The 22750-nt window shown below is 71.2% G+C and carries 21 protein-coding genes; 19 read left to right on the forward strand and 2 right to left on the reverse strand.

Features of this window, described 5'->3' with window-relative positions; translation table 11 throughout:
- The first annotated feature begins 42 nt into the window (after window positions 1–42).
- From ACIGXO_RS06240 to ACIGXO_RS06265, 6 genes are all read left to right on the forward strand, one after another.
- Complete coding sequence (locus ACIGXO_RS06240) at window positions 43–1140, forward strand: NAD(P)/FAD-dependent oxidoreductase (protein ID WP_399781027.1); 1098 nt, start codon at window positions 43–45, stop codon at window positions 1138–1140.
- A 61-nt stretch (window positions 1141–1201) separates the two neighbouring features.
- Complete coding sequence (locus tag ACIGXO_RS06245) at window positions 1202–2641, forward strand: sodium:solute symporter family protein (RefSeq protein WP_399781030.1); 1440 nt, start codon at window positions 1202–1204, stop codon at window positions 2639–2641.
- On the forward strand, window positions 2638–3804 hold the full coding sequence (locus ACIGXO_RS06250; RefSeq protein WP_399781033.1) for an NAD(P)/FAD-dependent oxidoreductase: 1167 nt from the start codon (window positions 2638–2640) through the stop codon (window positions 3802–3804). The genes ACIGXO_RS06245 and ACIGXO_RS06250 overlap by 4 nt, the downstream gene beginning before the upstream one ends.
- 135 nt (window positions 3805–3939) lie before the next feature.
- Window positions 3940–4908 carry a LacI family DNA-binding transcriptional regulator gene (locus ACIGXO_RS06255; RefSeq protein ID WP_399781035.1) on the forward strand — a complete coding sequence of 323 codons (969 nt, stop codon included), beginning with the start codon at window positions 3940–3942 and terminating at the stop codon, window positions 4906–4908.
- A 100-nt stretch (window positions 4909–5008) separates the two neighbouring features.
- A complete protein-coding gene (gene hisD / locus ACIGXO_RS06260; RefSeq protein WP_399781038.1) occupies window positions 5009–6331 on the forward strand; it encodes a histidinol dehydrogenase in 1323 nt (440 codons plus the stop codon).
- Window positions 6332–6386: 55 nt separating this feature from the next.
- Complete coding sequence (locus ACIGXO_RS06265) at window positions 6387–7742, forward strand: MFS transporter (RefSeq protein ID WP_399781041.1); 1356 nt, start codon at window positions 6387–6389, stop codon at window positions 7740–7742.
- A 12-nt stretch (window positions 7743–7754) separates the two neighbouring features.
- Here ACIGXO_RS06265 and ACIGXO_RS06270 read toward each other — a convergent pair whose 3' ends face one another.
- A complete protein-coding gene (locus ACIGXO_RS06270) occupies window positions 7755–8216 on the reverse strand; it encodes a MarR family winged helix-turn-helix transcriptional regulator (protein ID WP_399781044.1) in 462 nt (153 codons plus the stop codon).
- Window positions 8217–8414: 198 nt separating this feature from the next.
- On the opposite strand from ACIGXO_RS06270, the gene ACIGXO_RS06275 reads away from it, so the two are divergent.
- The 3 genes from ACIGXO_RS06275 (at window position 8415) to ACIGXO_RS06285 (ending at window position 12224) form a co-directional block, all read left to right on the forward strand.
- Window positions 8415–9416 carry a pirin family protein gene (locus ACIGXO_RS06275; protein ID WP_399781047.1) on the forward strand — a complete coding sequence of 334 codons (1002 nt, stop codon included), beginning with the start codon at window positions 8415–8417 and terminating at the stop codon, window positions 9414–9416.
- A gap of 216 nt (window positions 9417–9632) precedes the next feature.
- Complete coding sequence (locus tag ACIGXO_RS06280) at window positions 9633–10598, forward strand: hypothetical protein (RefSeq protein WP_399781050.1); 966 nt, start codon at window positions 9633–9635, stop codon at window positions 10596–10598.
- 174 nt (window positions 10599–10772) lie between these two features.
- Window positions 10773–12224, forward strand: coding sequence for an amino acid permease (locus ACIGXO_RS06285; RefSeq protein WP_399781953.1), 1452 nt, complete (start codon window positions 10773–10775; stop codon window positions 12222–12224).
- Window positions 12225–12329: 105 nt separating this feature from the next.
- Here ACIGXO_RS06285 and ACIGXO_RS06290 read toward each other — a convergent pair whose 3' ends face one another.
- Window positions 12330–13382 (reverse strand): YihY/virulence factor BrkB family protein, encoded by a 1053-nt coding sequence (locus tag ACIGXO_RS06290; protein WP_399781053.1) that lies wholly within the window; start codon window positions 13380–13382, stop codon window positions 12330–12332.
- 240 nt (window positions 13383–13622) lie between these two features.
- Between ACIGXO_RS06290 and ACIGXO_RS06295 the strand changes: the two genes are divergently transcribed.
- The 10 genes from ACIGXO_RS06295 to ACIGXO_RS06340 all read left to right on the forward strand — a co-directional run bounded on the left by ACIGXO_RS06295 (window position 13623) and on the right by ACIGXO_RS06340 (window position 22716).
- Complete coding sequence (locus tag ACIGXO_RS06295; RefSeq protein ID WP_399781055.1) at window positions 13623–14921, forward strand: GAF domain-containing protein; 1299 nt, start codon at window positions 13623–13625, stop codon at window positions 14919–14921.
- A gap of 5 nt (window positions 14922–14926) precedes the next feature.
- Window positions 14927–15493, forward strand: coding sequence for a GNAT family N-acetyltransferase (locus ACIGXO_RS06300; protein ID WP_399781058.1), 567 nt, complete (start codon window positions 14927–14929; stop codon window positions 15491–15493).
- A 131-nt stretch (window positions 15494–15624) separates the two neighbouring features.
- Window positions 15625–15708, forward strand: a complete 84-nt coding sequence (locus ACIGXO_RS06305) for a putative leader peptide (protein ID WP_351598321.1) — start codon at window positions 15625–15627, stop codon at window positions 15706–15708.
- A 230-nt stretch (window positions 15709–15938) separates the two neighbouring features.
- Window positions 15939–17630 carry a nitrite/sulfite reductase gene (locus tag ACIGXO_RS06310; protein WP_399781061.1) on the forward strand — a complete coding sequence of 564 codons (1692 nt, stop codon included), beginning with the start codon at window positions 15939–15941 and terminating at the stop codon, window positions 17628–17630.
- Window positions 17627–17809 carry a hypothetical protein gene (locus tag ACIGXO_RS06315; RefSeq protein ID WP_399781064.1) on the forward strand — a complete coding sequence of 61 codons (183 nt, stop codon included), beginning with the start codon at window positions 17627–17629 and terminating at the stop codon, window positions 17807–17809. Before ACIGXO_RS06310 ends, ACIGXO_RS06315 begins: the two co-directional genes overlap by 4 nt.
- Entirely contained in the window at window positions 17806–18525 is a 720-nt protein-coding gene (locus tag ACIGXO_RS06320; protein ID WP_399781067.1) for a phosphoadenylyl-sulfate reductase, read from the forward strand. The genes ACIGXO_RS06315 and ACIGXO_RS06320 overlap by 4 nt, the downstream gene beginning before the upstream one ends.
- Before the next feature lie 37 nt (window positions 18526–18562).
- Window positions 18563–19096, forward strand: coding sequence for an adenylyl-sulfate kinase (gene cysC / locus ACIGXO_RS06325; protein WP_399781070.1), 534 nt, complete (start codon window positions 18563–18565; stop codon window positions 19094–19096).
- A complete protein-coding gene (gene cysD, locus ACIGXO_RS06330; RefSeq protein ID WP_399781073.1) occupies window positions 19093–20049 on the forward strand; it encodes a sulfate adenylyltransferase subunit CysD in 957 nt (318 codons plus the stop codon). Before cysC ends, cysD begins: the two co-directional genes overlap by 4 nt.
- A gap of 2 nt (window positions 20050–20051) precedes the next feature.
- On the forward strand, window positions 20052–21386 hold the full coding sequence (locus ACIGXO_RS06335; RefSeq protein WP_399781076.1) for a sulfate adenylyltransferase subunit 1: 1335 nt from the start codon (window positions 20052–20054) through the stop codon (window positions 21384–21386).
- 208 nt (window positions 21387–21594) lie between these two features.
- Window positions 21595–22716 (forward strand): aliphatic sulfonate ABC transporter substrate-binding protein, encoded by a 1122-nt coding sequence (locus tag ACIGXO_RS06340; RefSeq protein ID WP_399781956.1) that lies wholly within the window; start codon window positions 21595–21597, stop codon window positions 22714–22716.
- Window positions 22717–22750 lie beyond the last annotated feature (34 nt).

Below are 22750 nucleotides of genomic sequence, written 5' to 3' on the forward strand. Positions count from 1 at the left end.
GGCCGGTCGAACCAGAAATCGAGGCAGAAGGAGGAACGAACGATGCGAGTGGTGGTCATCGGCAGCGGCATCGCGGGCGCGGCAGCCGCTTACGAACTGGCGCGGGCCGGGGTGGCCGTCGTCCTGGTGGACTCCATGAACCCGGGCCGCGCGACGTCGGCCGGAGCGGGCATCATCTGCCCGTGGTCGTCCCAGGTCGACGACCCGGACTGGTACCGGATCGCGGTCGCCGGGGCGGAGCACTACCCGGAGCTGCTGGCGGCGCTGGCGGCCGACGGGGAGACCGAGCTCGGCCACCGGCGGGTCGGCTCCCTGCGACTGGTCTCCGAAGCCGAAGCCGAGGAGGCGCTGCGGCGCGTGGCCGAGCGCGCCGAGGCGTCCCCGATGGCCGGCAAGGTGGAGCTGATCAGCGCGCGCCGGGCCCGCGAGCTCTTCCCGCCCCTCGGCCACGACGGCCCGGCGATCCACATCCCCGGAGCGGCACGCCTGGACGGCCGCGCGGTCCGCGACGCGATGCGGCGCGCCGCGGTCCGGCACGGCGCGCGCCTCCTCAACGGCACGGCCGCGATCGTCGCCGACAGCGCGGTCCGCGGAGTCCGGATCGACGACGAGTACGTCGCCGCCGACGCCGTCATCGCAGCGGCCGGTGCCTGGTCGCCACAGCTGCTCGAACCGATCGGCGTCCAGGTGCGGATCGCACCGCAGCGCGGCCAGATCATGCACCTGCGGCTGCCGGGCGTCACCACGGCCGACTGGCCGGTCGTACTGCCGCAGTCCCGGCACTACCTCCTGGCCTTCGACGACTCGCGGGTCGTGGTCGGCGCGACCCGCGAGGACGACGCGGGCTTCGACCACCGCGTGACCGCGGCAGGCATGGCGGAGGTACTCAACGAAGCGCTGTCCGTGGCCCCCGGACTGGCCGGTGCCACCCACGTGGAGACCCGCATCGGCTTCCGCCCGGTGGGCCCCGACATCCGCCCCCTGCTCGGCCGGGTCCCGCACGTCACCGGCCTGATCGTGGCCAACGGCCTGGGAGCGTCCGGCCTGACGATCGGCCCCTACGCGGGGGCGATCGCGGCGCGACTGGCCCGCCGGGCCGACCCGGAGCTCGACCTGACGCCGTACGACCCGCTGCGCTGACGGCTCGGACCGGTCCCGTCCACCCGGAGCACGCCCTGCGTCTGACTACCGGAGGCTCCTCATGCACACAGGTTCGCCCGGACAGCTCATCGGTATCGGTATCGCCAGTTTGCTGGTGATCGGCTGGGGCGCGGCGATGTCCGTCTACTTCGGGCGCCGCGCCACGACATCCCGGGACTGGCTCTCCGCCAACGAGTCGCTCCCGTTGTTCGTCGTCGTCATCACCCAGTTCGCCGCCGCCGCAGGGGGCGGCGTACTCATCGCGCACGTCGGGATCGGCTATCAGTCGGGCTGGTCGGTGTTCGTCTACGAGGGCTGCGTGCTGGCCGGCTTCCTCCTGCTGACGCTGATCGCGCGGTGGCTGCGCGAGCAGAGCTTCACCACGATCCCCGACGTCGTCACCCGGCTGTTCGGGCAGAGCAAGCTGGTCACCGCCATCGCCGCGCTGGCCGCGCTCGCGGTCCCGTTCGGCTGGATCGCCACCCAGTTCGTCGCCTTCGCCAAGCTCTTCGGGCAGCTGACCGGGGTCTCGGCACCCGTGCTCGTCGCGGTGATCGCGCTCGCCTCGCTGACCTTCGTCCTGCCCGGCGGGCTGACCTCGGTGGCCTGGGCCGACTTCGTGTTCGGCCTCTTCAAGATCGTGATGGCGCTCGCCGTGGCGTTCTACGGCATCCACCTGGCCGGCGGCTGGCACCGCATCACCGTGACCGTGCCGGAGCAGCTGTGGAGGCCCGAAGGCTTCACCGCGGTGGGATGGCAGCAGATCTGGCTCTGGGCCGCCGCGATCATCCCCGGAACCCTCACCAACCAGCTCTACTACCAACGCGTGTTCGCCACCAAGAAGGTCTCCGACGCACGCCGCGGCCTGGCGCTGTCCGGACTGGCGATGCTCATCAGCGGCGTCTACGCGGGCTGCATCGGCCTCGCGGTGCGCTCGATGAACCCGGACCTGGCCAACCAGGAGGACGCCGCGGGGTGGCTGCTCACCCAGCTCCCGTCCTGGATGCTCGTCGTCTTCGCCGCGTTCCTGGTGGCGACGATCGTGGCCACCAGCGGCGCCGCCCTGCAGTCCACCGTGGCCACGCTGACGCGCGACGTCTGCCAGACCATCGCGGGGCAGGAGGCGGGCGAACGCCGGACCGTCGCCCTCTCGCGGCTGATCACCGTCGTCGTGGCGGCGGTCGCGGCGCTGCTGGCGATCGCGTTCCCGACCGCCCTGACCTGGCTGGTCGCCTCCTATGCGTACTCGGCGGCCGCGCTCGCCGCGCCGGTCTTCCTCGGCTACCTGCTGCATCGCCGCCGACAGCTCAAGCCCGTCGTGGCCATCGGCAGCATGGCCGCCGGGCTCCTCGGCTGCGGCGGCGCCCAACTGCTCGACACCACCGTGCCGTACGCGGTGTACGGCATCGCGGCGTCGGCCGTCGTCCTCCTCCTGCTGACCGCGGCAACCGCCAAGAAGCACGCCCCCACCGTCCCGCACGAGATTGCGAGCAAGGCATGAAGATCGCCGTCATCGGACTCGGCGTACTGGGCGCCGCCGTCGCCCGCTCCCTGGCCCTGAGGGGCGCCGAGGTCACCGTCTTCGAGCGGCACGCCCCCCTGGCCGGCACCTCCGGCACGTCGTTCGCCTGGACCAACTCGCACAACAAGAACCCGCGTTCGTACCACGACCTCAACGTGGCCGGCATGGCCGAGCACGCCGCTCTCGCCCAGCACTCCGGAGCGGCCCCGGCCTGGTTCGTCCGCAACGGGAACCTGGAGTGGGCCGAGGACGCGGCGGGGACGGAACGGCTGGCCGCCTCGGTCGCCGAACTCCTCGACCGCGACTACCCCGTCCGCTGGATCACCCGGCAACAGGCCCGCGAACTCGTGCCCGACCTGCGCCTTGCGGCCCCCGTCGAGCACATCGCCCACTACCCCGACGAGGGCCATGTCTTCCCCGCCCTGCTCGTGTCCCGGCTGTGGGGCGAAGCCCGGGACCTGGGCGCCCAACTCCGCTGCCCGGCAAGGGTGGTGGGCATTGCGGAGACCGCCGGCGGGGTACGCATCGAGCTGTCCGACGGCAGCGCCGACGCCGACGCGGTCGTGATCGCCGCCGGCCGCTGGACCGAGGCACTCACCGCGGCGGCCGGCCACCGCGTCCCGGTGGCCGACCCCGACGCCGCGGGCACCGCCACGGTGGGGCTGCTCGGCTACACCAACCCGCTCCCGGCACGGCTGGACCGCGTGCTGACCACTCCGCGGCTCAACGTCCGCCCGGACGGCGCGGGCCGCCTGATCGTGCAGGGCCTGGACCTGGACGCGGACGCCGACCCGGCCGCCCCGCCCGCCGTGGACGGCCACCACGCCGCCGACCTCATCCGCCGCCTCACCGACCTCCTCGCCGGTACCGAAGGAGCCCGGCTGGAATCCCTGCGCGTCGGCCAGCGCGCGCTGCCCGCCGACGGCCTCACGGTCGCGGGCTTCCTCGGCGACACCGCGCGCGTCTACACGCTCGCCACCCACAGCGGCATCACCCTCGGCCCCCTCCTCGGCAAGCTCGCCGCGCGGGAACTGCTCACCGGCAGCCCCGAGGACGTCCTCGCGGACTTCCGCCCGGGACGCCTGCTCGGCCGCACCGGACTCCCGCCCCTCCAGCCGGCCCGGTTCGCCGGCCAGCAGTGACGCACGCTCTCCGGGGGCACCGCCGGCGGTAGGGGCGGCGGGCCCCTGGAGCGGAGATCCGGCGCTGATCCGTATCCTTGCTCCGACACCACCCGGAGGTAAGGACCCATGGCGCGGCGGCCCACTGTCACGAGCGTGCAGATCGCGCGCGAGGCGGGGGTGGCGCAGTCGACGGTCTCCCGGGTCCTCAACGGCGGGAGCGCGGCCCCCGAGACCCGGCGGCGGGTGCTCGAGGTGGTCGCCAAGTACGACTTCCAGCCCAGCCAGGCCGCGCGGAGCCTGGTGGGCGCGCGCTCGGGGCTCATCGGGGTGGTCATCCGGGATCTGACGAACCCGTTCTACCCGGTGATGGTCAAGGCGATGGAGCGCGTGCTGCACGAGCAGGGCCTGCGCCTCTCGCTGGTCACGGACGTGATGACCGCCGAGGAGGGCCTGGCGCTGCTGCGCCGCGAGGGCGTGGACGGCGTCGTGTTCACCTCGGCGGTGCAGGACGATCCGCTGGCCCAGCGCATGCTCGGCCACGACATCCCCGTCGTGCTGTGCCACCGCACCCTCGAAGGCTTCCCGGCCGACCAGGTGGAGGCGGACAACGACACGGCCGGGCGGCTGGCCGCCGAGCACCTGCTGGACCTGGGACACCGCCGGATCGCGATGGTGTGCGGCCTGGCCGGGGCGAGCACGGCGCAGCAGCGCGGCCACGCGTTCCGTGCACGGGTCGCGGCCGACGCGGACGTCAGCCTGACGGAGATCGACGGGGGTTACGACTACGCCACCGCCTATGACGCGGTGCGTACTCTCCTCGCCGGTGCCGAGCCGCCCACCGCGCTGTTCTGCCACAACGACGTCATGGCGTACGCGGCGCTCAACGCGGCCGCGGCGGCGGGCGTTTCGGTGCCGCGCGAGCTGAGCGTGGTGGGCTGTGACGACGTACCGCTGTCGGCGTGGGAACGCATCGACCTGACGACGGTGCGCCAGCCGCTGGAGCGGATCGCGCAGGTCGGCGTGGAACTGCTGCTGGACCGGCTGGAGAACCCGGACCTGCCGCACCGGCACGAGGTCCTGCCGGTGGAGTTCATCGGGCGCTCCACGACCGCACGCGTCTGAACCTTCCTCGAAAACACCTCTTGACTGATCCGCGACGCGCCTTCCATGCTGTGGATACGTATCCAATGGATACGTATCCATCCGAGCAAAGGAGCTGGGCGTGTCCCGCACCCTCAAGGCCGCCACCACCTCGTCCGCCGCGCCGTCCGGCAACGACTCCGTCGGGCAGGCCGTCCGTGAGCTGATCGCCGACGTACGCGGCCGGGGCGACGCGGCAGTCCGCGAGCTCTCCGCGCGCTTCGACCGCTGGGAGCCGGAGTCCTTCCGCCTCGGCGACGAGCAGCTCGCCGAGATCATCGGCACGCTCGACCCCCAGGTCATCGAGGACATCAAGACGGTCCAGGCCAACGTCCGCCGCTTCGCCGAGGCGCAGCGGGAGTCGATGTCGGAGATCGAGATCGAGACCGCGCCGGGCGTGTTCCTCGGCCACCGCCACGTGCCGGTCCAGTCCGTCGGCGCGTACATCCCCGGCGGCCGCTACCCGCTGACGGCCTCCGCGCACATGACGATCGTGACCGCCAAGGCCGCCGGGGTGCCCCGCGTGGTCGCCTGCACCCCGCCGATCCGCGGCGAGATCCCCGCCGCGACCGTCGCCGCGATGCACTTCGCCGGCGCGGACGAGATCTACATCCTCGGCGGCGTCCAGGCGATCGCCGCGATGAGCGTCGGCACCGAGACGATCGCGCCGGTGGACATGCTGGCCGGGCCTGGCAACGCCTACGTGGCCGAGGCCAAGCGTCAGCTGTTCGGCGAGGTCGGCATCGACCTGTTCGCGGGCCCCACGGAGATCCTGATCGTGGCCGACGACGCCGCCGACCCGTTCGTCGTCGCCGTCGACCTCCTCTCGCAGGCCGAGCACGGCCCGGACTCCCCCGCCGTGCTGGTGACCACCAGCGAGCGCGTGGCCGAGGAGGCGCAGCGGCACATCGAGGAGATCCTCCCGGGCCTGCAGACCGGCGACATCGCAGGCCAGGCATGGCGGGACCACGGCCAGGTCATCCTCGCGGACGACCTCGACGAGGCGTACCGCGTCGCCGACGGCTTCGCCTTCGAGCACGTCCAGATCCTCACCGAGAACCCGCGCGAGGCGCTGGAGAAGATGCAGGCCTACGGCGCCCTGTTCCTCGGCGAGGGCACCTGCGTCTCGTACGGCGACAAGGTGATCGGCACCAACCACGTGCTGCCGACCCGCGGCGCGGCCCGCTACACCGGCGGGCTGTGGGTCGGCATGTACCTGCGCACCGTGACCTACCAGGAGGTGCGCGAACCGAAGTCGTCCGCCGACCTCGGTGTGCTGTGCGGGCGGGCTGCCCGCGTCGAGCTGTTCGAGGGCCACGCCCGCTCGGGCGATGTCCGGGCCGCCAAGTACGCCGGTATCCCGCTGGAGTGGACCGACCACTACGCCGGCACCGACCGCGCCTGACACCACCACCCCCACCACTCCGGCCGCCCCGCCGCCCCCGATCAACGGAGATCACATGCCCACCGCCGCCACCCCGACGCCGGAGCAGATCCGCCGTCGATCACTGCAGTCCGGCACCATCGGCGCGATCGTCGAGTGGTACGAGTACACGATCTACGGAGTCGCCGCCGCGCTGGTCTTCGGGAACCTGTTCTTCCCGAACCTCTCCCCCGGCATCGGCCAGATCGTCTCGCTCGCCACGTTCGGCGTGGGCTTCCTGGCCCGCCCGGTCGGCGCGTTCGTCGCCGGGCACCTCGGGGACCGGATCGGGCGCAAGTCCACGCTGATCCTCACGTTCTCGGTCATGACGGTGGCCACCGCGGCGATCGGCCTGGTGCCGACGTACCAGCAGATCGGGGTGGCGGCGCCGCTGCTGCTGTGCGTGCTGCGCCTCGCGCAGGGCTTCGCGGTGGGCGGCGAGTGGGGCGGGGCGGCGATCGTCGCGGTGGAGAACGCACCGCGCGAGCGGCGCGGTTACTTCGGCGCCTGGCCGCAGATCGGCGTCTCCGCCGGTCTGCTGCTGGGCACGGCCGCGGTGTCGTTCTCGTCGTGGGTCTCCGGCGACGCCTTCGACGAGTGGGGCTGGCGGCTGCCGTTCCTGCTCAGCGTCGTCCTCGCCGGCGTCGGCTTCTTCATCCGGCTGCGCGCCACCGAGAGCCCGGCGTTCCTCGCCGAGAAGGCCAAGATGGACGCCGAGCTCGAACGCCGCAAGGCACCCGCGGCGATCCTCTTCCGGGACCATCGCAAGGCCCTGCTCATCACCGTCTTCGGCCGCTTCGCCGAGGCCGGGAACTACTACCTGTTCACGACCTTCATCCTGTCCTACGTCACCACCACGCTGAACGTCCCGAAGAACTACGGCCTGACGGCGTCGATGATCGGTGCGGCGGTGAACATCGTGATGATCCCCGTCTTCGGCGCACTGTCCGACCGCATCGGTCGCGTACGGACCTTCCTCATCGGCGGCGCGCTGATCGTGGTCACGACCTGGCCCATCTTCGCGCTGGTCCACACCGGACACCTGTGGGCGATCGTGGCCGGGGTGGTCCTCTTCCTCGCCCTCGGCCACGCCATGGTGTACGCGCCCCTGCCCGCCCTGTACTGCGAGATGTTCCCCACGGCGGTGCGGTACTCCGGTATCTCGATCGGGTACCAGATGGCCTCGATCCTGCTCGCGAGCTTCACCCCGGCGCTGGCCGGCGCGATGGTGATGTGGGCCGACGGCAGCCTGTGGATGGTGATCGCCCTCGTGATCGTGACGACGCTCATCGCGATGGCGGCGATCGCCTTCGCCCCCGACCACCGGGACCGCGACCTCAACGAGACCGGCGGCCGGCACACCGAGGACGCACCGGCCGTGGCGGCAAGCTGACGGTCCCGGGCCTCAGACGGTCGGCACCGTGCCCGATTCCACGACCTTCACCAGCGGCGCCAACTCCGGCCGCGTGCGCGCCTCTTCGAGCGCTTCGCGCAGGGCGGCGTCGTTGGTCGGCCGGGCTTCTGCCAGCAGTTTCAGGCCCGCTTCGGTGACGTTGGTGTAGATGCCGCGGCGGTCGGTGGGGCACAGGTAGCGCTCGAGGAGCGCACGGTCCTCCAGGCGGGTGACCAGGCGCGTGGTGGCGCTCTGGCTGAGGACGACGGCGTCGGCGACCTGCCGCATCTGCAAGTGGCCGCCCTCGCCGTCGTGCTGCCGGCTGAGCACGTCCAGCAGCGAGTACTCGCGCACGCTCAGCCCATGACCGGCCTGCAGGGCACGCTCGATGTGCGCCTCGATCTTCCCGTGCAGCAGCGAGAGCGCGCACCAGCCCTGCGCGAGGGCGGTGAGTGCCGGGTCTTTGGCGGTCATGGGGCCTGGAACCTCCGTACGGGTGAGACTGAGGTCCAGGGTAGACATGAACGAAATTGCCAGCGTTCGCATTTATTGCCCGGCTGCAAATACCGCGTAGGCGCGCTCCGGTACGCGCGGAGCGGTAGTTGATGATAAAACTAAATTGCGGGGAAGCCGCTGGGAAGCCGACCCACGGGCAGAGAGCGAGTGACACCGATGAGCAACGCCGAGACCCGCCCCGCCGAGCTGCGGTGCGCCGCCCAGCAGACAGCGACCGGCTCCCGGCCCGCGGGAGTCGAGATCCTCACGCCCCGGGACGTACCGCTCGGCGGCCCGCGCGCCATGACCGTGCGCCGGACCCTCCCGCAACGCGCCCGCTCACTGATCGGCGCCTGGTGCTTCGCGGACCACTACGGCCCCGATGACGTCGCCCGCACCGGAGGCATGGACGTCGCGCCGCACCCGCACACCGGCCTGGGGACCGTGAGCTGGCTGTTCACCGGCGAGATCGAACACCGTGACAGCCTGGGCACGCACGCGATGGTGCGGCCCGGCGAGCTGAACCTGATGACGGGCGGGCACGGCATCTGCCACTCGGAGGTGTCGACCCCGCGGACCACCGTCCTGCACGGAGTGCAGCTGTGGGTCGCGCTGCCCGAGGCGCACCGCGACGCGCCCCGCGACTTCCAGCACTACGTCCCGACCCCCGTCGCACACGGGGAAGCGACGGTGCGGGTCTTCCTCGGCGACCTGTGCGGCCAGTCCTCTCCTGTCCGGGTCTTCACGCCGTTGCTGGGTGCGGAGATCACCCTGCCGGCCGGGGCCCGCGTGACGCTGGACGTCGAGGGCTCCTTCGAGCACGGCGTACTGGTCGACACCGGTACCGTCACGGCCGAGGGAACGGCCCTGCAGAACGGCGAACTCGGCTACCTGCCGCCCGGCCGCCCGCACCTCACCCTGGCCAACGACGGCAGTGCGCCCGCCCGGCTCGTCCTGCTCGGCGGCGAACCGTTCGGCGAGGAGATCGTCATGTGGTGGAACTTCGTCGGGCGCAGCCACGACGAGATCGTCCGCTTCCGCGAGGACTGGCAGCACGAGTCCGACCGCTTCGGCCGGGTCGAAGGCTACGAAGGCACACCGCAGCGCCTGCCCGCCCCCACGCTCCCCAACGCCCGCATCACACCCCGTCGCAACCCGGCATCCCGCTCGGCCGACTGAAAATCTGTCGACAGCTATCGACGGCTGTCAACGCCTGGAGAAGCCTGTCGAGAATCGCCGGAAACCGCCCGACAATCGGCCGTCGGAAATTAGTTGCTCGAGTGCCTGCTTTCGATCCGTGTGGCACCTGAGTAAGGTGTGGCGTCAGCCGGAGCCCCGGAGGGATTTCCGGCCGAATGCGCATCGCCGATTACGGGGGAAGGAACGGCACGCAGTATGGCCGCTGGCCTGTTCGAAGGGCAGTACGTATGGCATCCGGCGGCCGATGACCGGCGGCTGGCGAGCGCCTGTGTCGATGTGCGGGCGGGGCGCTACTTCAGCGCCCGGGAGATCCTGCGGGAGAGCCGCGACGATTTCGGCGTACGGGCGCACCGTTCTCTCGTACTGGCCTCCGAGGCGGCCGATTCCGACCTGACCGAGCGCTGGCTCGCCGAGGAGCCGGGGACCGAGGCCGCGCTGCTGTGGGCGCGGGTCGCGGCGCTGCGCGCCACCCGCGCCGCCGAAGCACACGACCGGCACGCCACCGCGCTCAGCCGGATCGCGCTGGCCGCCTGCGACCGGGCTGCTGAGCTCGCGCCGCAGGACCCGACGCCCTGGGCCGCCAGGCTCTCGCTGGCCCGCTTCCAGCGCCACCTCGACCCGGCACCGGAGGGCCTGATCACCGCGCCGCCCGGCCCCTGGTCGCTGTTCTCGCACATCCTGCGGCTGGACCCGTGGCACCGCGAGGCCCATCACCGGTTCCTGGCGTGCTTCTTCGCGCGGCACGGCGGGTCGGCGGGCGCGGCCTGGGACGTCGCCGCCTTCCTCGCGCAGCGCGCCCCTGCCGCCTCGGCGCTGCGGCTGCTGCCGCTGGTGGTCGCGGTCGAGGAGTACGACCCGCGCGCGCCGCTCGCCGACCGCACGTGGGAGCAGCCGCAGTGGCGGCAGACCGCGCTGCGGGTCTACCAGCAGTGGCTGCCGGAGGTGGCCGGCTACCGCTTCACGCCCGTGCTGGACCTGGCGTACCTGGCGCACGCGCTGTGCATGGCGCGTCACGAGTTCGAGGCGCGGGCGGTCTTCGCGGCCATGGGCCCGTACGCCTCGCGGATGCCCTGGAGCGCGTTCGGCGACCCGGCCGAGCAGCTGAGCAGGGCCCGGCGGCGGTGCGGGCTCCCCGTCCCGCACGCCCCCGACACGGGATGACACCGTCCCGGTACGGGATGCGCGCCGTTCCCCCCACAGCACACCGACCGACACCTCACTGACCGTCACAGGAAAGGTTCGTCCGTGTCCGATTCCGCATTTCTCGCCCGGGTGCGCGCCCGCCGGCGGGAAGAGCAGCCCCCCACGCTGGACGATGACGCGACCCTGCACGCCATGGGTTATCCCCGGAAACTCACCCGGAGATTCCGCGCATTCGACAATTTCGCGATCTCCTTCACGATCATCAACATCATATCCGGGATTTTTTCGTCCTTCGGATTCGGCATGAACGCCGGCGGACCGCGCATTCTGGTCTTCGGCTGGATCGCGGTCTCGATTCTGGTGCTTTTCATCGGCGCCTCGATGGCGGAAATCACCTCCGCCTATCCCACGAGCGGCGCGCTGTATTTCTCCGCGGGCAAGCTCGCCAAGCGGCACAAGGGCGCCTGGTCCTGGTACACGGGCTGGCTGAATTTCGTGGGGCAGGTCGGCGGTACGGCCGCCACCGGCTACGCCGCGGCCACCTTCCTCCAGGCGTTCCTCGCGCTGCAGTGGCCGTCCTACCAGGTCTCCGAGCAGCGCACGGTCCTCATCACGGCGGCGATCCTGCTGGTCCAGGCGCTGGCCAACACCTACACCGTGCACCTGGTCGCCATCTTGAACCGGATCTCGGTGTGGTGGCTGCTGGTGGGGATGGTGGTCATCGTCGTGGCGCTGACCGTGCTGCCCGAACACCACCAGCCGGCCTCGTTCGTGACGCATTTCGCCAACAACACCGGCTTCACGAACGGGCTTTACGGCGCGCTGCTGGGCCTGCTCGTCACCAGCTGGACGTTCACCGGATTCGACGGCAGTTTCCATATGTCGGAAGAAACGGTGGGCGCCACCGTCAACGCGCCGAAGGGAATCATGCGGGCGATCAGCTACTCCGCCGTCGCCGGTCTGATCCTCATGCTGGCCCTGGTCTACGCGATACGTGATTACACAGCGGAAGCGGGCGCTGACGCACCGCCCGTACAGATTCTCATCGACGCGCTCGGCACCGGCACCGCCAAGTTCCTGCTGCTGATCGTCATCGGCGCGATGCTCTTCTGCGGGCTGGCCAATATGACGAGCAACACCCGCCAGATCTTTGCCTTTTCGCGGGACGGCGCGATGCCCGGCTCGCGGTGGTGGCACTCGGTCTCCGCGCGGACCCGTACGCCCGTCAAGGCGGTCTGGCTCGCCGCGGCCTGCTCGCTGGTGCTGGTGATCCCCGGCTGGTGGTCGCACACCGCCTTCACCGCCATCGTCAGCGTCAACGTCGTCGGGCTGTTCCTCGCGTACGGCGTGCCGATCTTCCTGCGGCTGCGGCTGGACACCTTCGAGCCGGGGCCGTGGAACCTTGGCCGCTGGGGCAAGCCCGTCGCGGCGGTCGCGGTGGTCTGGATCGTGCTGAGCAACGTGCTGTTCATGCTGCCGCAGGCGTCCCCCATCACGCCCGGCTCGTTCAACTACGCGCCGATCGCGCTGGCGGTGGTACTGGTCATCGCCACGGTGTGGTGGTTCGCCACGGCCCGGCACCGCTTCCAGGGCCCGGTCAGCTACGGCCGCCCGGACGAGGTGGCGGCGATGGATTTGATCTGACGGACGTTGCGCCGTGGGTGGTCCGGTCGTCGGCCGACCGCGCCGCCCCGCGGGTTGCTCGCGCGGTTCCCCGCGTCCCTGAAGGGCGCGGGGAACTGTGCACGGTCACTCCTTCTTCGGTTCCTCCTGCGGCCCCGGCCCGTCGTCCAGTTCGTCCGCGCTCTCCGCCTCCTCCCGCGCGTCGCGCAGCAGTTCGGCCTCCGCGCGGCGGCGTTCCTCGCGCTCCGCGCGGCCCGCCGCGGTCTCCAGCGAGGGCCAGACCCGGTCCAGCGCCGCGTTGACCGCCGCGCCGACCAGTACCGCGAAGGCCGAGACGCCGATCCACAGGAGGACCGCGACGGGTGCGGCGAGCGAGCCGTAGATGGTCGGGCCCTCGACCGTGGAGGCGAGGTAGACGCGCAGCAGCAGGCTCCCCAGCAGCCACATCGCGAGCGCGACCACCGCGCCGGGGATGTCCTCCTGCCAGGGCGAGCGGACCGGTACGGACACGTGGTACAGCGTCGTGAGGAAGACGACCGAGAGCACCAGGACGACAGGCCAGTACAGCGCCCGGACGGCGTCCTCGCTGGCGGGCAGCAGATGCACCACGGTGTCCGGGCCCGCGACCATCAGGGGCAGCGCGATCGCGCCGAGCACGAGGGCGACGAGGTAGAGGAGGAACGCCAGCAGGCGGGTGGCGACGATGCCGCGCTTGCCCTCCAGCCCGTACATGATCGTGATCGTGTCGACGAAGACGTTCAGCGCGCGCGAGCCCGACCACAGGGCGATGGCGAAGCCGATCGAGATGACGTCCGGGCGGCCGCCCCGGAAGATGTCGTCCAGCAGCGGCCGGGCGATCTCGTCGACGCCCTTGTCGGACAGCACGGTCGCGGACGCGGTGAGGATGTTCGCCCGGATGGTGTCGATCGTGTCGTGGCCGATCCACGGCTCCAGATAGCCCAGCAGCCCGATGAGGCCGAGGAACAGCGGGGGCAGCGAGAGCAGGCAGAAGAAGGCGGCTTCGGCGGCGAGACCGGTGACGCGGTACTCCACGCAGGAGTGCACGGTGTCCTTGAGCAGCAGCCACCCGAGGCGTCGTTTCGATACGTGGCGGTACAGGACGCGAGCCCTGTGCAGACGGCCCGTGGGGCGCTCGGCTGGTTCGTTCGCTGGCTGCACCTCGCCACCGTATCCGGCGGGGCGGCGACGGCCCACGCACCGGAGGCGGCATCCGGCACGGAAGCGGTGCCGCGCCGACTCGGCACCGCTTCCGACCCGCGCCCAGCCTTTCCCCTCATATCAGGAGTGGCAATCGTTGCACGACGTTGCAACGGATCTGCCGGTTCCGCACTCCGCCGGGCCCCGGCCCCGGCACGATGGGCCGCGGCGATACCCCAAAACAGCACAAGCGGAGCGACGTTGAGCACACGGCACCACGACAGGACCAAGACCCCCGTCCTGGCAGCGGCGCTGGACCCCCAGGAAACGGCCCGCCGGCTGGCTTCCGTACGGGAGGCCACCCTCGCGGGGGACGAGCCGCCCGACGGCCCCCGCACCGTGATCGGGGAATCCTGGCGGCGGGTCATCGGCACCGGCCTCGACCCCGACCGGGACCGCCGCGCGCGGCCGCTGTCCCTGGCCGAGCTGGAGGAGCGCCGGCACCGCTCGCAGCTGCTGCGGCTGCTGCCCGTACTGCACTCCCATCTCCTCCCGGCCGCGGACGCCGCGCAGCAGATCCTGGTGGTGACCGACTCCGAGGGCCGGGTGCTGTGGCGGGAGGGCGCGGCGCCGGTGCGCCGGATGGCCGACCGGCACGGGTTTGAACCGGGCGCCGACTGGACCGAGGACGTGGTCGGCACGAACGGCATCGGTACGGCGCTGGTGACCCGCGCCCCGGTCCTGGTGCACTCCGCCGAGCACTACGTCCGCACCCACCACCAGTGGACCTGCGCCGGGGCCCCGCTGCACGATCCGCGCGACGGGCGGCTGCTGGGCGTGGTGGACCTCAGCGGCCCGGCGCACTCCTTCCACCCCACCACTCTCTCGCTGGTCTCCGCGGTCGCCCGCCTCGCCGAGTGCGAGGAGCGCAACCGGCATCTGGCCGCGCTGGACCGGCTGCGGACGAGCGCCGCGCCGCTGCTCGCGCGGCTGGGCGGGCGGGCACTGGCCGTGGACCGGGACGGCTGGACGGCCGCGGCCACCGGCACGGCGCCGCCCGCGCGGATCCCGCTGCCCAGGTCGCCGCAGGCCGGCCCGCTGTGGCTGCCGCGGTACGGCGCCTGCGCGCTGGAGCCGCTGCCGGGCGGCTGGCTGGTACGGATCGGGAAGGAGGGGCCGCCGGGGCCCGCACCGAGCCGGGTGGTGCTGGACCTCAGCGGCCGGGCCGGCTGGACGGTGACGGTCGGCGGACCGGCCGGCAGCTGGACGCACGAGCTGAGTCCGCGCCATGCCGAGCTGCTCTTCACCCTCGCCGTCCACCCCGAGGGCCGCACCTCGGCGCAGCTGGCCCGCGACCTGTTCGGGGACGACCGCCGCACGGCGACGGTCCGCGCGGAACTCTCCCGGCTGCGCCGCACCCTCGGCTGCGTTCTTTCGCACCGCCCGTACCGCTTCGCCGACGAGGTCGACGTCGAGCTCCGCCGTCCTGCCCGCCCCACCGACCTCCTCCCCCACTCCACGGCCCCGGCCGTGCTGGCCGCCCGCGCCATGATTGGGTGACGGCCATGACCGAGACTGTCACCACCTGGTACCTGGAGCAGACCGCCCCGGCGGACCTCGTGCCCGCCGCCGAGCCGCCCGCCGAGCAGGAGGTCCGGATCGTCCTGTCCGGGACGCCGCTGCCCGAGTTCAGCCGGTTCCTGTACACGGCGGTGGGCGGGGACGTGACCTGGACGGACCGGCTGCCGTGGACGTACGCGGAGTGGGCGGAGCACCTGGGACAGCCCGGTACGGAGACATGGGTGGCGTACGAGCGGGGGACGCCGGCCGGGTTCATCGAGCTGCAGGCCCGGCCGGACGCCTCGGTGGAGATCGTCTACTTCGGCCTGATCCCGGCGTTCCGCGGCCGGCGGATCGGCGGCCACCTGCTCTCGTACGGCATCGCGCGCGCCTGGGACCTGGCCGATCGGCGGCCGGAGTGCGAGCCGACGAAGCGGGTGTGGGTGCACACCTGCAGCAAGGACGGCGAGTATGCGATGGCCAACTACCAGCGCCGCGGGTTCCGGGTGTACGACACGACCGTGACGGAGGAACCCGAGATGGCGGCGCCGGGCCCCTGGCCCGGCGCCTGAGCCGCGCCGTGAGCGCCGGTCACGGCAAGCGGAACGTGACCGGCGCCACAATGTCTCACCTCTTAAGACATACTCGTCCGCATTCTGGACGACGGTGGACTGGTCCAAGACCGTCGTGACACGCTTCCGTCATGTCTCGAGCTGGAATTGCCTTGGTGAGTCGGCGCCACGTCGACCTTGCGCGCGTGTCCAGCGCCATCTGTCAGGCGCGCTGACGCTGTACCCACAGGGGTCGGCGACTCTGACCGGTAACCCCTGACAGCACCCAGCTCCACCGACTTTCCCGCCGTCCCCATCGTCGCGGACGTGCGACCACCCCTGATCCGGCAAGTCATGCCAAGGCGCGCTGCCACGCGTCGCGATCCGGCACGTCTTCGCAGGTCACAGTGGGTGCAACCTTGCCTGAAACCGCATCCCCTGCAGCCGCCGAGAAGGACGTATCACCATGGCCGCCACTCCGGAACGCCCCGCCACGACCCGCCGCAAGGCCGGACGCCACCGCGGCGAGGGGCAGTGGGCCGTTGGTCACTTCACTCCGCTCAACGGCAACGAGCAGTTCAAGAAGGACGATGACGGTCTCAATGTGCGGACACGCATTGAGACGATCTACTCCAAGCGCGGCTTCGACTCCATCGACCCCAACGACCTGCGCGGCCGTATGCGCTGGTGGGGCCTGTACACCCAGCGTCAGCCCGGCATCGACGGCGGCAAGACCGCGGTCCTGGAGCCGGAGGAGCTGGAGGACAAGTACTTCATGATGCGCGTGCGCGTGGACGGCGGCCGGCTGACCGTCGCCCAGCTGCGCGCCATCGGCGAGGTCTCCGAGCAGTACGCCCGCGGCACCGCGGACATCACCGACCGGCAGAACATCCAGCTGCACTGGGTACGCATCGAGGACGTGCCCGCGATCTGGGAGAAGCTGGAGTCCGTCGGGCTGTCCACGACCGAGGCGTGCGGCGACTGCCCGCGTGTGATCATCGGCTCCCCGGTGGCCGGCATCGCCGCCGACGAGATCATCGACGGCACCCCGGCCGTGAACGAGATCCACGAGCGCTACATCGGCAGCAAGGAGTTCTCCAACCTGCCGCGCAAGTTCAAGACCGCGGTCTCGGGATCCCCTGTCCAGGATGTGGTCCACGAGATCAACGACGTGGCGTTCGTCGGCGTGAACCACCCCGAGCACGGCCCCGGCTTCGACCTCTGGGTCGGCGGCGGCCTGTCCACCAACCCCAAGCTCGCGCAGCGCGTGGGCGCCTGGGTCCCGCTGGACGAGGTCGCGGACGTGTGGGCCGGTGTCGTCGGCATCTTCCGTGACTACGGCTACCGCCGGCTGCGCAACCGCGCCCGCCTGAAGTTCCTGGTCGCCGACTGGGGCATCGAGAAGTTCCGGCAGGTGCTGGAGGACGAGTACCTGAAGCGGAAGCTGATCGACGGCCCCGCGCCCGAGGCGCCCTCCTCCAAGTGGCGCGACCACATCGGCGTCCACAAGCAGCAGGACGGCCGCTTCTACGTGGGCTTCGCGCCGCGCGTCGGCCGCGTCGACGGCAAGACCCTCACCAAGCTCGCCGAGCTGGCCGCCGAGCACGGCTCGGACCGGCTGAACACCACGGTCGAGCAGAAGATGATCATCCTCGACGTGACCGAGGACCAGGTCGACTCGCTGGTCGCCGGGCTGGAGGCGCTGGACTTCCAGGTCAAGCCCTCGCCGTTCCGGCGCGGCACGATGGCCTGCACCGGCATCGAGTTCTGCAAGCTGGCCATCGTCGAGACCAAGGGCCGCGGCGCGTCCCTCATCGACGAGCTGGAGCGCCGGATGCCGGAGTTCCAGGAGCCGATCACCATCAACCTCAACGGCTGCCCGAACGCCTGCGCCCGTATCCAGACCGCGGACATCGGTCTCAAGGGCCAGCTGGTCCTGGACGACGACGGCAACCAGGTCGAGGGCTACCAGGTGCACCTGGGCGGCGCGCTGGCCCTGGAGGCCGGCTTCGGCCGCAAGGTCCGCGGCCTGAAGGTCACCGCCGACGAGCTCCCCGACTACGTCGAGCGGGTGCTGCGCAACTTCGAGGCGGAGCGCACCGACGGCGAGCGGTTCGCCCAGTGGGCGGCCCGCGCCGAAGAGGGTGCTCTCAAGTGAGTGAGCGTGCCGCTCCGTTCTTCTGCCCCTACTGCGGGGACGAGGACCTGCGGCCTTCGGAAGAAGGCCACGGGGCCTGGGAATGCCGGTCCTGCAGCCGGGCCTTCCGGCTGAAGTTCCTCGGCCTGCTGAGCCCGGGGGCCGCCGGCTCCCCCGCCACCGACGGAGGTACCCAGTGACCACCGCAACCGACGCGCACCAGTCCGCACGCGCCGAAGACCTTCAGGCGCTCGCCGAGCAGGCGGGCCGCGACCTGGAGGACGCCTCGGCGCTGGAGATCCTCAAGTGGGCCGCCGAGACCTTCGGTCCGCGCTTCTGCGTCACCTCCTCGATGGAGGACGCGGTCGTCGCGCACCTGGCCTCGCGGGCCTACCCCGGCGTGGACGTGGTGTTCCTGGACACCGGCTACCACTTCCCGGAGACCCTCGGCACCCGGGACGCGGTCGCGGAGGTGATGGACGTCAACGTCATCACCCTGACGCCGCGTCAGACTGTGGCCGAGCAGGACGCCGAGCACGGGCCGAAGCTGCACGACCGCAACCCGGACCTGTGCTGCGCGCTGCGCAAGGTCAAGCCGCTCGAAGAGGGCCTGACGGCGTACGACGCGTGGGCGACGGGCCTGCGCCGGGACGAGTCGCCCACCCGGGCGAACACCCCGGTCGTCGGCTGGGACGCCAAGCGGCAGAAGGTGAAGGTCTCGCCGATCGCGAAGTGGACGCAGGCCGACGTGGACGCCTACGTCACCGAGCACGGCGTGCTCACCAACCCGCTGCTCCAGGACGGCTACGCCTCGGTCGGCTGCGCCCCCTGCACGCGGCGCGTGCTGGAGGGCGAGGACGTCAGGGCCGGCCGCTGGGCCGGCAGCAACAAGACCGAGTGCGGACTGCACGGATAGCGCGGCACGCACGATGACGGACACTCAGGAGATATCCATGACGGGCGCCACGATCTGGCTGACCGGTCTGCCGAGCGCGGGCAAGACGACCATCGCGCACGAACTGGCCGGGAAGCTGCGCGGCGAGGGCCACCGCGTCGAGGTGCTCGACGGCGACGAGATCCGGGAGTTCCTCTCCGCGGGCCTCGGCTTCAGCCGGGAGGACCGGCACACCAACGTCCAGCGCATCGGCTTCGTCGCCGAGCTGCTGGCCAGCAACGGCGTCAAGGCGCTGGTGCCGGTGATCGCGCCGTACGCGGACAGCCGGGAGGCGGTGCGCAAGCGCCACCAGACCGAGGGCACCCCCTACCTGGAGGTGCACGTGGCGACGCCCGTCGAGGTGTGCTCCGAGCGCGATGTGAAGGGCCTGTACGCCAAGCAGGCGGCGGGCGAGATCTCCGGGCTGACCGGCGTCGACGACCCGTACGAGGCTCCCGAGTCGCCCGATCTGCGGATCGAGTCGCACACCCAGACCGTGCAGGAGTCCGCGGCGGCGCTGCACGCGCTGCTCACCGAAAGGGGACTGGCATGACGACCGCAGCAACCACCCGCACCGGTACCGGTCCGGTCCCGGAGGGCGACGACTCTCCGTACGCGCTGTCCCACCTGGACGCGCTGGAGTCGGAGGCCGTGCACATCTTCCGCGAGGTGGCGGGCGAGTTCGAGCGGCCGGTGATCCTCTTCTCCGGTGGCAAGGACTCCATCGTCATGCTGCACCTGGCGCTGAAGGCGTTCGCGCCCGCGCCGGTGCCGTTCTCCCTGCTGCACGTGGACACCGGGCACAACTTCCCGGAGGTCCTGGAGTACCGGGACCGTACGGTCGAGAAGCACGGGCTGCGGCTGCACGTCGCGTCCGTACAGGAGTACATCGACCGCGGCGTCCTCAAGGAGCGCCCGGACGGCACCCGTAACCCGCTGCAGACCGTGCCGCTGACCGAGGCCATCCAGCAGCACCGCTTCGACGCCGTGTTCGGCGGCGGGCGACGCGACGAGGAGAAGGCCCGGGCCAAGGAGCGGGTGTTCTCGCTGCGCGACGAGTTCTCCCAGTGGGACCCGCGCCGTCAGCGTCCCGAGCTGTGGCAGCTCTACAACGGCCGGCACGCTCCCGGCGAGCACGTCCGCGTGTTCCCGCTGTCCAACTGGACCGAGCTGGACGTGTGGCAGTACATCGCCCGCGAGGGCATCGAACTGCCCCAGATCTACTTCGCCCACAAGCGTGAGGTCTTCCGGCGCAGCGGCATGTGGCTGACGGCCGGCGAGTGGGGCGGCCCCAAGGACGGCGAGACCGTCGAGACCCGCCAGGTCCGCTACCGCACCGTCGGCGACATGTCCTGCACCGGCGCCGTCGACTCCGACGCGACGACGCTGGAAGCCGTGATCACCGAGATCGCCGCCTCCCGGCTCACCGAGCGGGGCGCGACCCGGGCCGACGACAAGATGTCCGAGGCCGCGATGGAAGACCGCAAGCGCGAGGGGTACTTCTAACCATGACCACGATCACGAGCGAGGTTCTCGCGGAGACCACCCTGCTGCGGTTCGCCACCGCCGGCTCCGTCGACGACGGAAAGTCGACCCTGGTGGGGCGGCTGCTGCACGACTCCAAGTCGGTCCTCACCGACCAGCTGGAGGCCGTCGAGCACGCCTCCCGCAACCGCGGTCAGGAAGCGCCCGACCTGGCGCTGCTCACCGACGGGCTGCGCGCCGAGCGCGAGCAGGGCATCACCATCGATGTCGCCTACCGCTACTTCGCCACGCCCCGGCGCCGGTTCATCCTGGCCGACACCCCGGGCCATGTGCAGTACACCCGCAACATGGTCACCGGCGCGTCCACCGCCGAGCTGACGGTGATCCTCGTCGACGCCCGTAACGGTGTCGTCGAGCAGACCCGCCGGCACGCCGCGATCGCCGCGCTGCTCCGCGTCCCGCATGTCGTCCTCGCCGTCAACAAGATGGACCTCGTCGACTACGAGGAGACGGTTTTCGCGAAGATCGCCGAGGAGTTCACCGCGTACGCCGGCGAGCTGGGCGTCCCCGAGATCACCGCGATCCCGATCTCCGCGCTCGCCGGTGACAACGTCGTGGATCCGTCCGCGAACATGGACTGGTACGGCGGCCCGACGGTCCTGGAGCACCTGGAGACCGTCGCGGTCAGCCACGACATGGCGCACTGCCACGCCCGGCTGCCCGTGCAGGTCGTCATCCGCCCGCAGACCCCCGAGCTCCCCGACTACCGGGGTTACGCGGGCCAGATCGCGGCCGGCACGTTCCGCGTCGGCGACGACGTCACCGTGCTGCCCTCCGGCAAGAAGTCGAAGATCAGCGGGATCGACCTGCTCGGCAAGCCGGTCGACGCCGCCTGGACCCCGCAGTCGGTCACCCTCCTGCTGGAGGACGACATCGACATCTCGCGCGGCGATCTGATCGTGCCGACCCCGGACGCGCCCGCGACCACGCAGGACATCGAGGCGACCGTCTGCCACGTGGCCGACCACCCGCTCACCGTCGGCCACCGGGTCCTGCTCAAGCACGGCACCCGTACGGTCAAGGCGATCGTCAAGGACATCCCGTCCCGGCTGACCCTCGCCGACCTGTCGCTGCACCCGCACCCGGGTCAGCTGGTCGCCAACGACATCGGCCGCGTCAAGATCCGTACCGCCGAGCCGCTGCCGGTCGACTCCTACGCCGACTCGCGGCGCACCGGTTCGTTCATCCTGATCGACCCGAACGACGGCACCACGCTCACCGCGGGCATGGTCGGCGAGTCCTTCGCCGCGCCGGAGCCGGTGAAGACCGAGGCCGACGACGAGGGCTGGGACTTCTGATCATGGCGGGCGAGGCGTTCTCGACGTTCGCGAAGGAGGGCGGCCGGATCGGCAGCGGCGCCCTCGGCAGCGGGCAGGGCGGAGTCGGCCGATGTGTGTGCTGACGATGCCTCACCTCGACTCCCTCGCCCGGCCTTTCCGAAGATCCGCTGACCTGCCGGGTGCGCCTTAGGGGCGCACCCCGCCACCGAGAGGACCCTCTCCCGTGCTGCCTGCCGCTCGCCCCCGCTCCACCGCCCGCCGCCTGCTGGCGGCGGCCGCCACCGTCCCGCTGCTGATCGGGGCGCTGGGGGCCTGCGGTTACGGCTCCAAGGCGCCGAAGAGCACCAAGCCGGTGGCCGCGAAGGGCCCGAAGACCGACGGCCTGGACTCGGTCAAGGTCGGGTACTTCGGCAACGTCACGCACGCGACGCCGATGGTGGACCGGCAGAAGGGCTTCGTCCAGAAGGAGCTGGGCGGCACGCAGGTCAAGCCGTACATCTTCAATGCGGGCCCCTCGGAGATCGAGGCGCTGAACGCGGGGACGATCGACATCGGCTGGATCGGCCCGTCGCCCGCAATCAACGGGTACGTGCAGTCGCACGGCAAGAACCTGAAGATCATCGGCGGTTCGACGTCCGGCGGCGTCTCGCTGGTGGTGAACCCCAAGAAGATCAAGTCCCTGAAGGACCTGAAGGGCAAGCGGATCGCCACACCGCAGCTCGGCAACACCCAGGACGTCGCGCTCCTGAACTACCTGCACGAGAAGGGGTACCAGGTCGACCCGGACACCGGTAAGGGCGAGGTCGGGGTCCTCCGGCAGGACAACAAGGAGATCCCGAACACCTTCCGGCAGGGCGGCGTGGACGGCGCGTGGGTGCCCGAGCCGACCGCGTCCAAGCTGGTCGCCGAGGGCGGCCGCACGCTGCTGGACGAGAAGCAGCTGTGGAAGGACGGCAAGTTCGTCATCACGAACATGATCGTCTCCCAGCGGTTCCTCAAGGAGCACCCCAAGGCCGTCGAGGCGGTGCTGCGCGGCTCGGTCAAGACCAACGACTGGATCAAGGGCCACCCGGGCGAGGCCGCGCAGGCGGTCAACGACTCGCTCGCCGACCCCAAGGTCTCCGGCACCCGGCTGTCCGACAAGGTGCTCAACTCCGCCTTCCGGAACGTCGAGGTCACCGACGACCCGCTGGCCTCCACCCTCAAGGACGAGGCACAGCACGCGGTCACGTCCGGACTGCTCAAGAAGCCCGACCTGCACGGCATCTACGACCTCCGGCTGCTCAACAAGGTCCTCAAGGCCGAGGGCAGGCCCCCGGTCGGCGCCGCCGGACTCGGCGCGCAGTAACCGATCGATCCGTACGTTTCCCAGGAGGTGACAC

Source organism: Streptomyces sp. NPDC053542 (assembly GCF_044544685.1).
Taxonomy (GTDB): Bacteria; Actinomycetota; Actinomycetes; order Streptomycetales; family Streptomycetaceae; genus Streptomyces.

Bases quoted from the DNA above. Each gene is read 5' to 3' on its own strand.
- ACIGXO_RS06285 (WP_399781953.1), top strand. From the start codon at position 10,773: ATGGGTTATCCCCGGAAACTCACCCGGAGATTCCGCGCATTCGACAAT.
- ACIGXO_RS06250 (WP_399781033.1), top strand. From the start codon at position 2,638: ATGAAGATCGCCGTCATCGGACTCGGCGTACTGGGCGCCGCCGTCGCC.
- ACIGXO_RS06275 (WP_399781047.1), top strand. From the start codon at position 8,415: ATGAGCAACGCCGAGACCCGCCCCGCCGAGCTGCGGTGCGCCGCCCAG.
- cysC (WP_399781070.1), top strand. From the start codon at position 18,563: ATGACGGGCGCCACGATCTGGCTGACCGGTCTGCCGAGCGCGGGCAAG.
- ACIGXO_RS06300 (WP_399781058.1), top strand. From the start codon at position 14,927: ATGACCGAGACTGTCACCACCTGGTACCTGGAGCAGACCGCCCCGGCG.
- ACIGXO_RS06265 (WP_399781041.1), top strand. From the start codon at position 6,387: ATGCCCACCGCCGCCACCCCGACGCCGGAGCAGATCCGCCGTCGATCA.
- ACIGXO_RS06280 (WP_399781050.1), top strand. From the start codon at position 9,633: ATGGCCGCTGGCCTGTTCGAAGGGCAGTACGTATGGCATCCGGCGGCC.
- cysD (WP_399781073.1), top strand. From the start codon at position 19,093: ATGACGACCGCAGCAACCACCCGCACCGGTACCGGTCCGGTCCCGGAG.
- ACIGXO_RS06240 (WP_399781027.1), top strand. From the start codon at position 43: ATGCGAGTGGTGGTCATCGGCAGCGGCATCGCGGGCGCGGCAGCCGCT.
- ACIGXO_RS06305 (WP_351598321.1), top strand. From the start codon at position 15,625: ATGTCTCGAGCTGGAATTGCCTTGGTGAGTCGGCGCCACGTCGACCTT.
- ACIGXO_RS06310 (WP_399781061.1), top strand. From the start codon at position 15,939: ATGGCCGCCACTCCGGAACGCCCCGCCACGACCCGCCGCAAGGCCGGA.
- ACIGXO_RS06270 (WP_399781044.1), bottom strand. From the start codon at position 8,216: ATGACCGCCAAAGACCCGGCACTCACCGCCCTCGCGCAGGGCTGGTGC.
- ACIGXO_RS06245 (WP_399781030.1), top strand. From the start codon at position 1,202: ATGCACACAGGTTCGCCCGGACAGCTCATCGGTATCGGTATCGCCAGT.
- ACIGXO_RS06335 (WP_399781076.1), top strand. From the start codon at position 20,052: ATGACCACGATCACGAGCGAGGTTCTCGCGGAGACCACCCTGCTGCGG.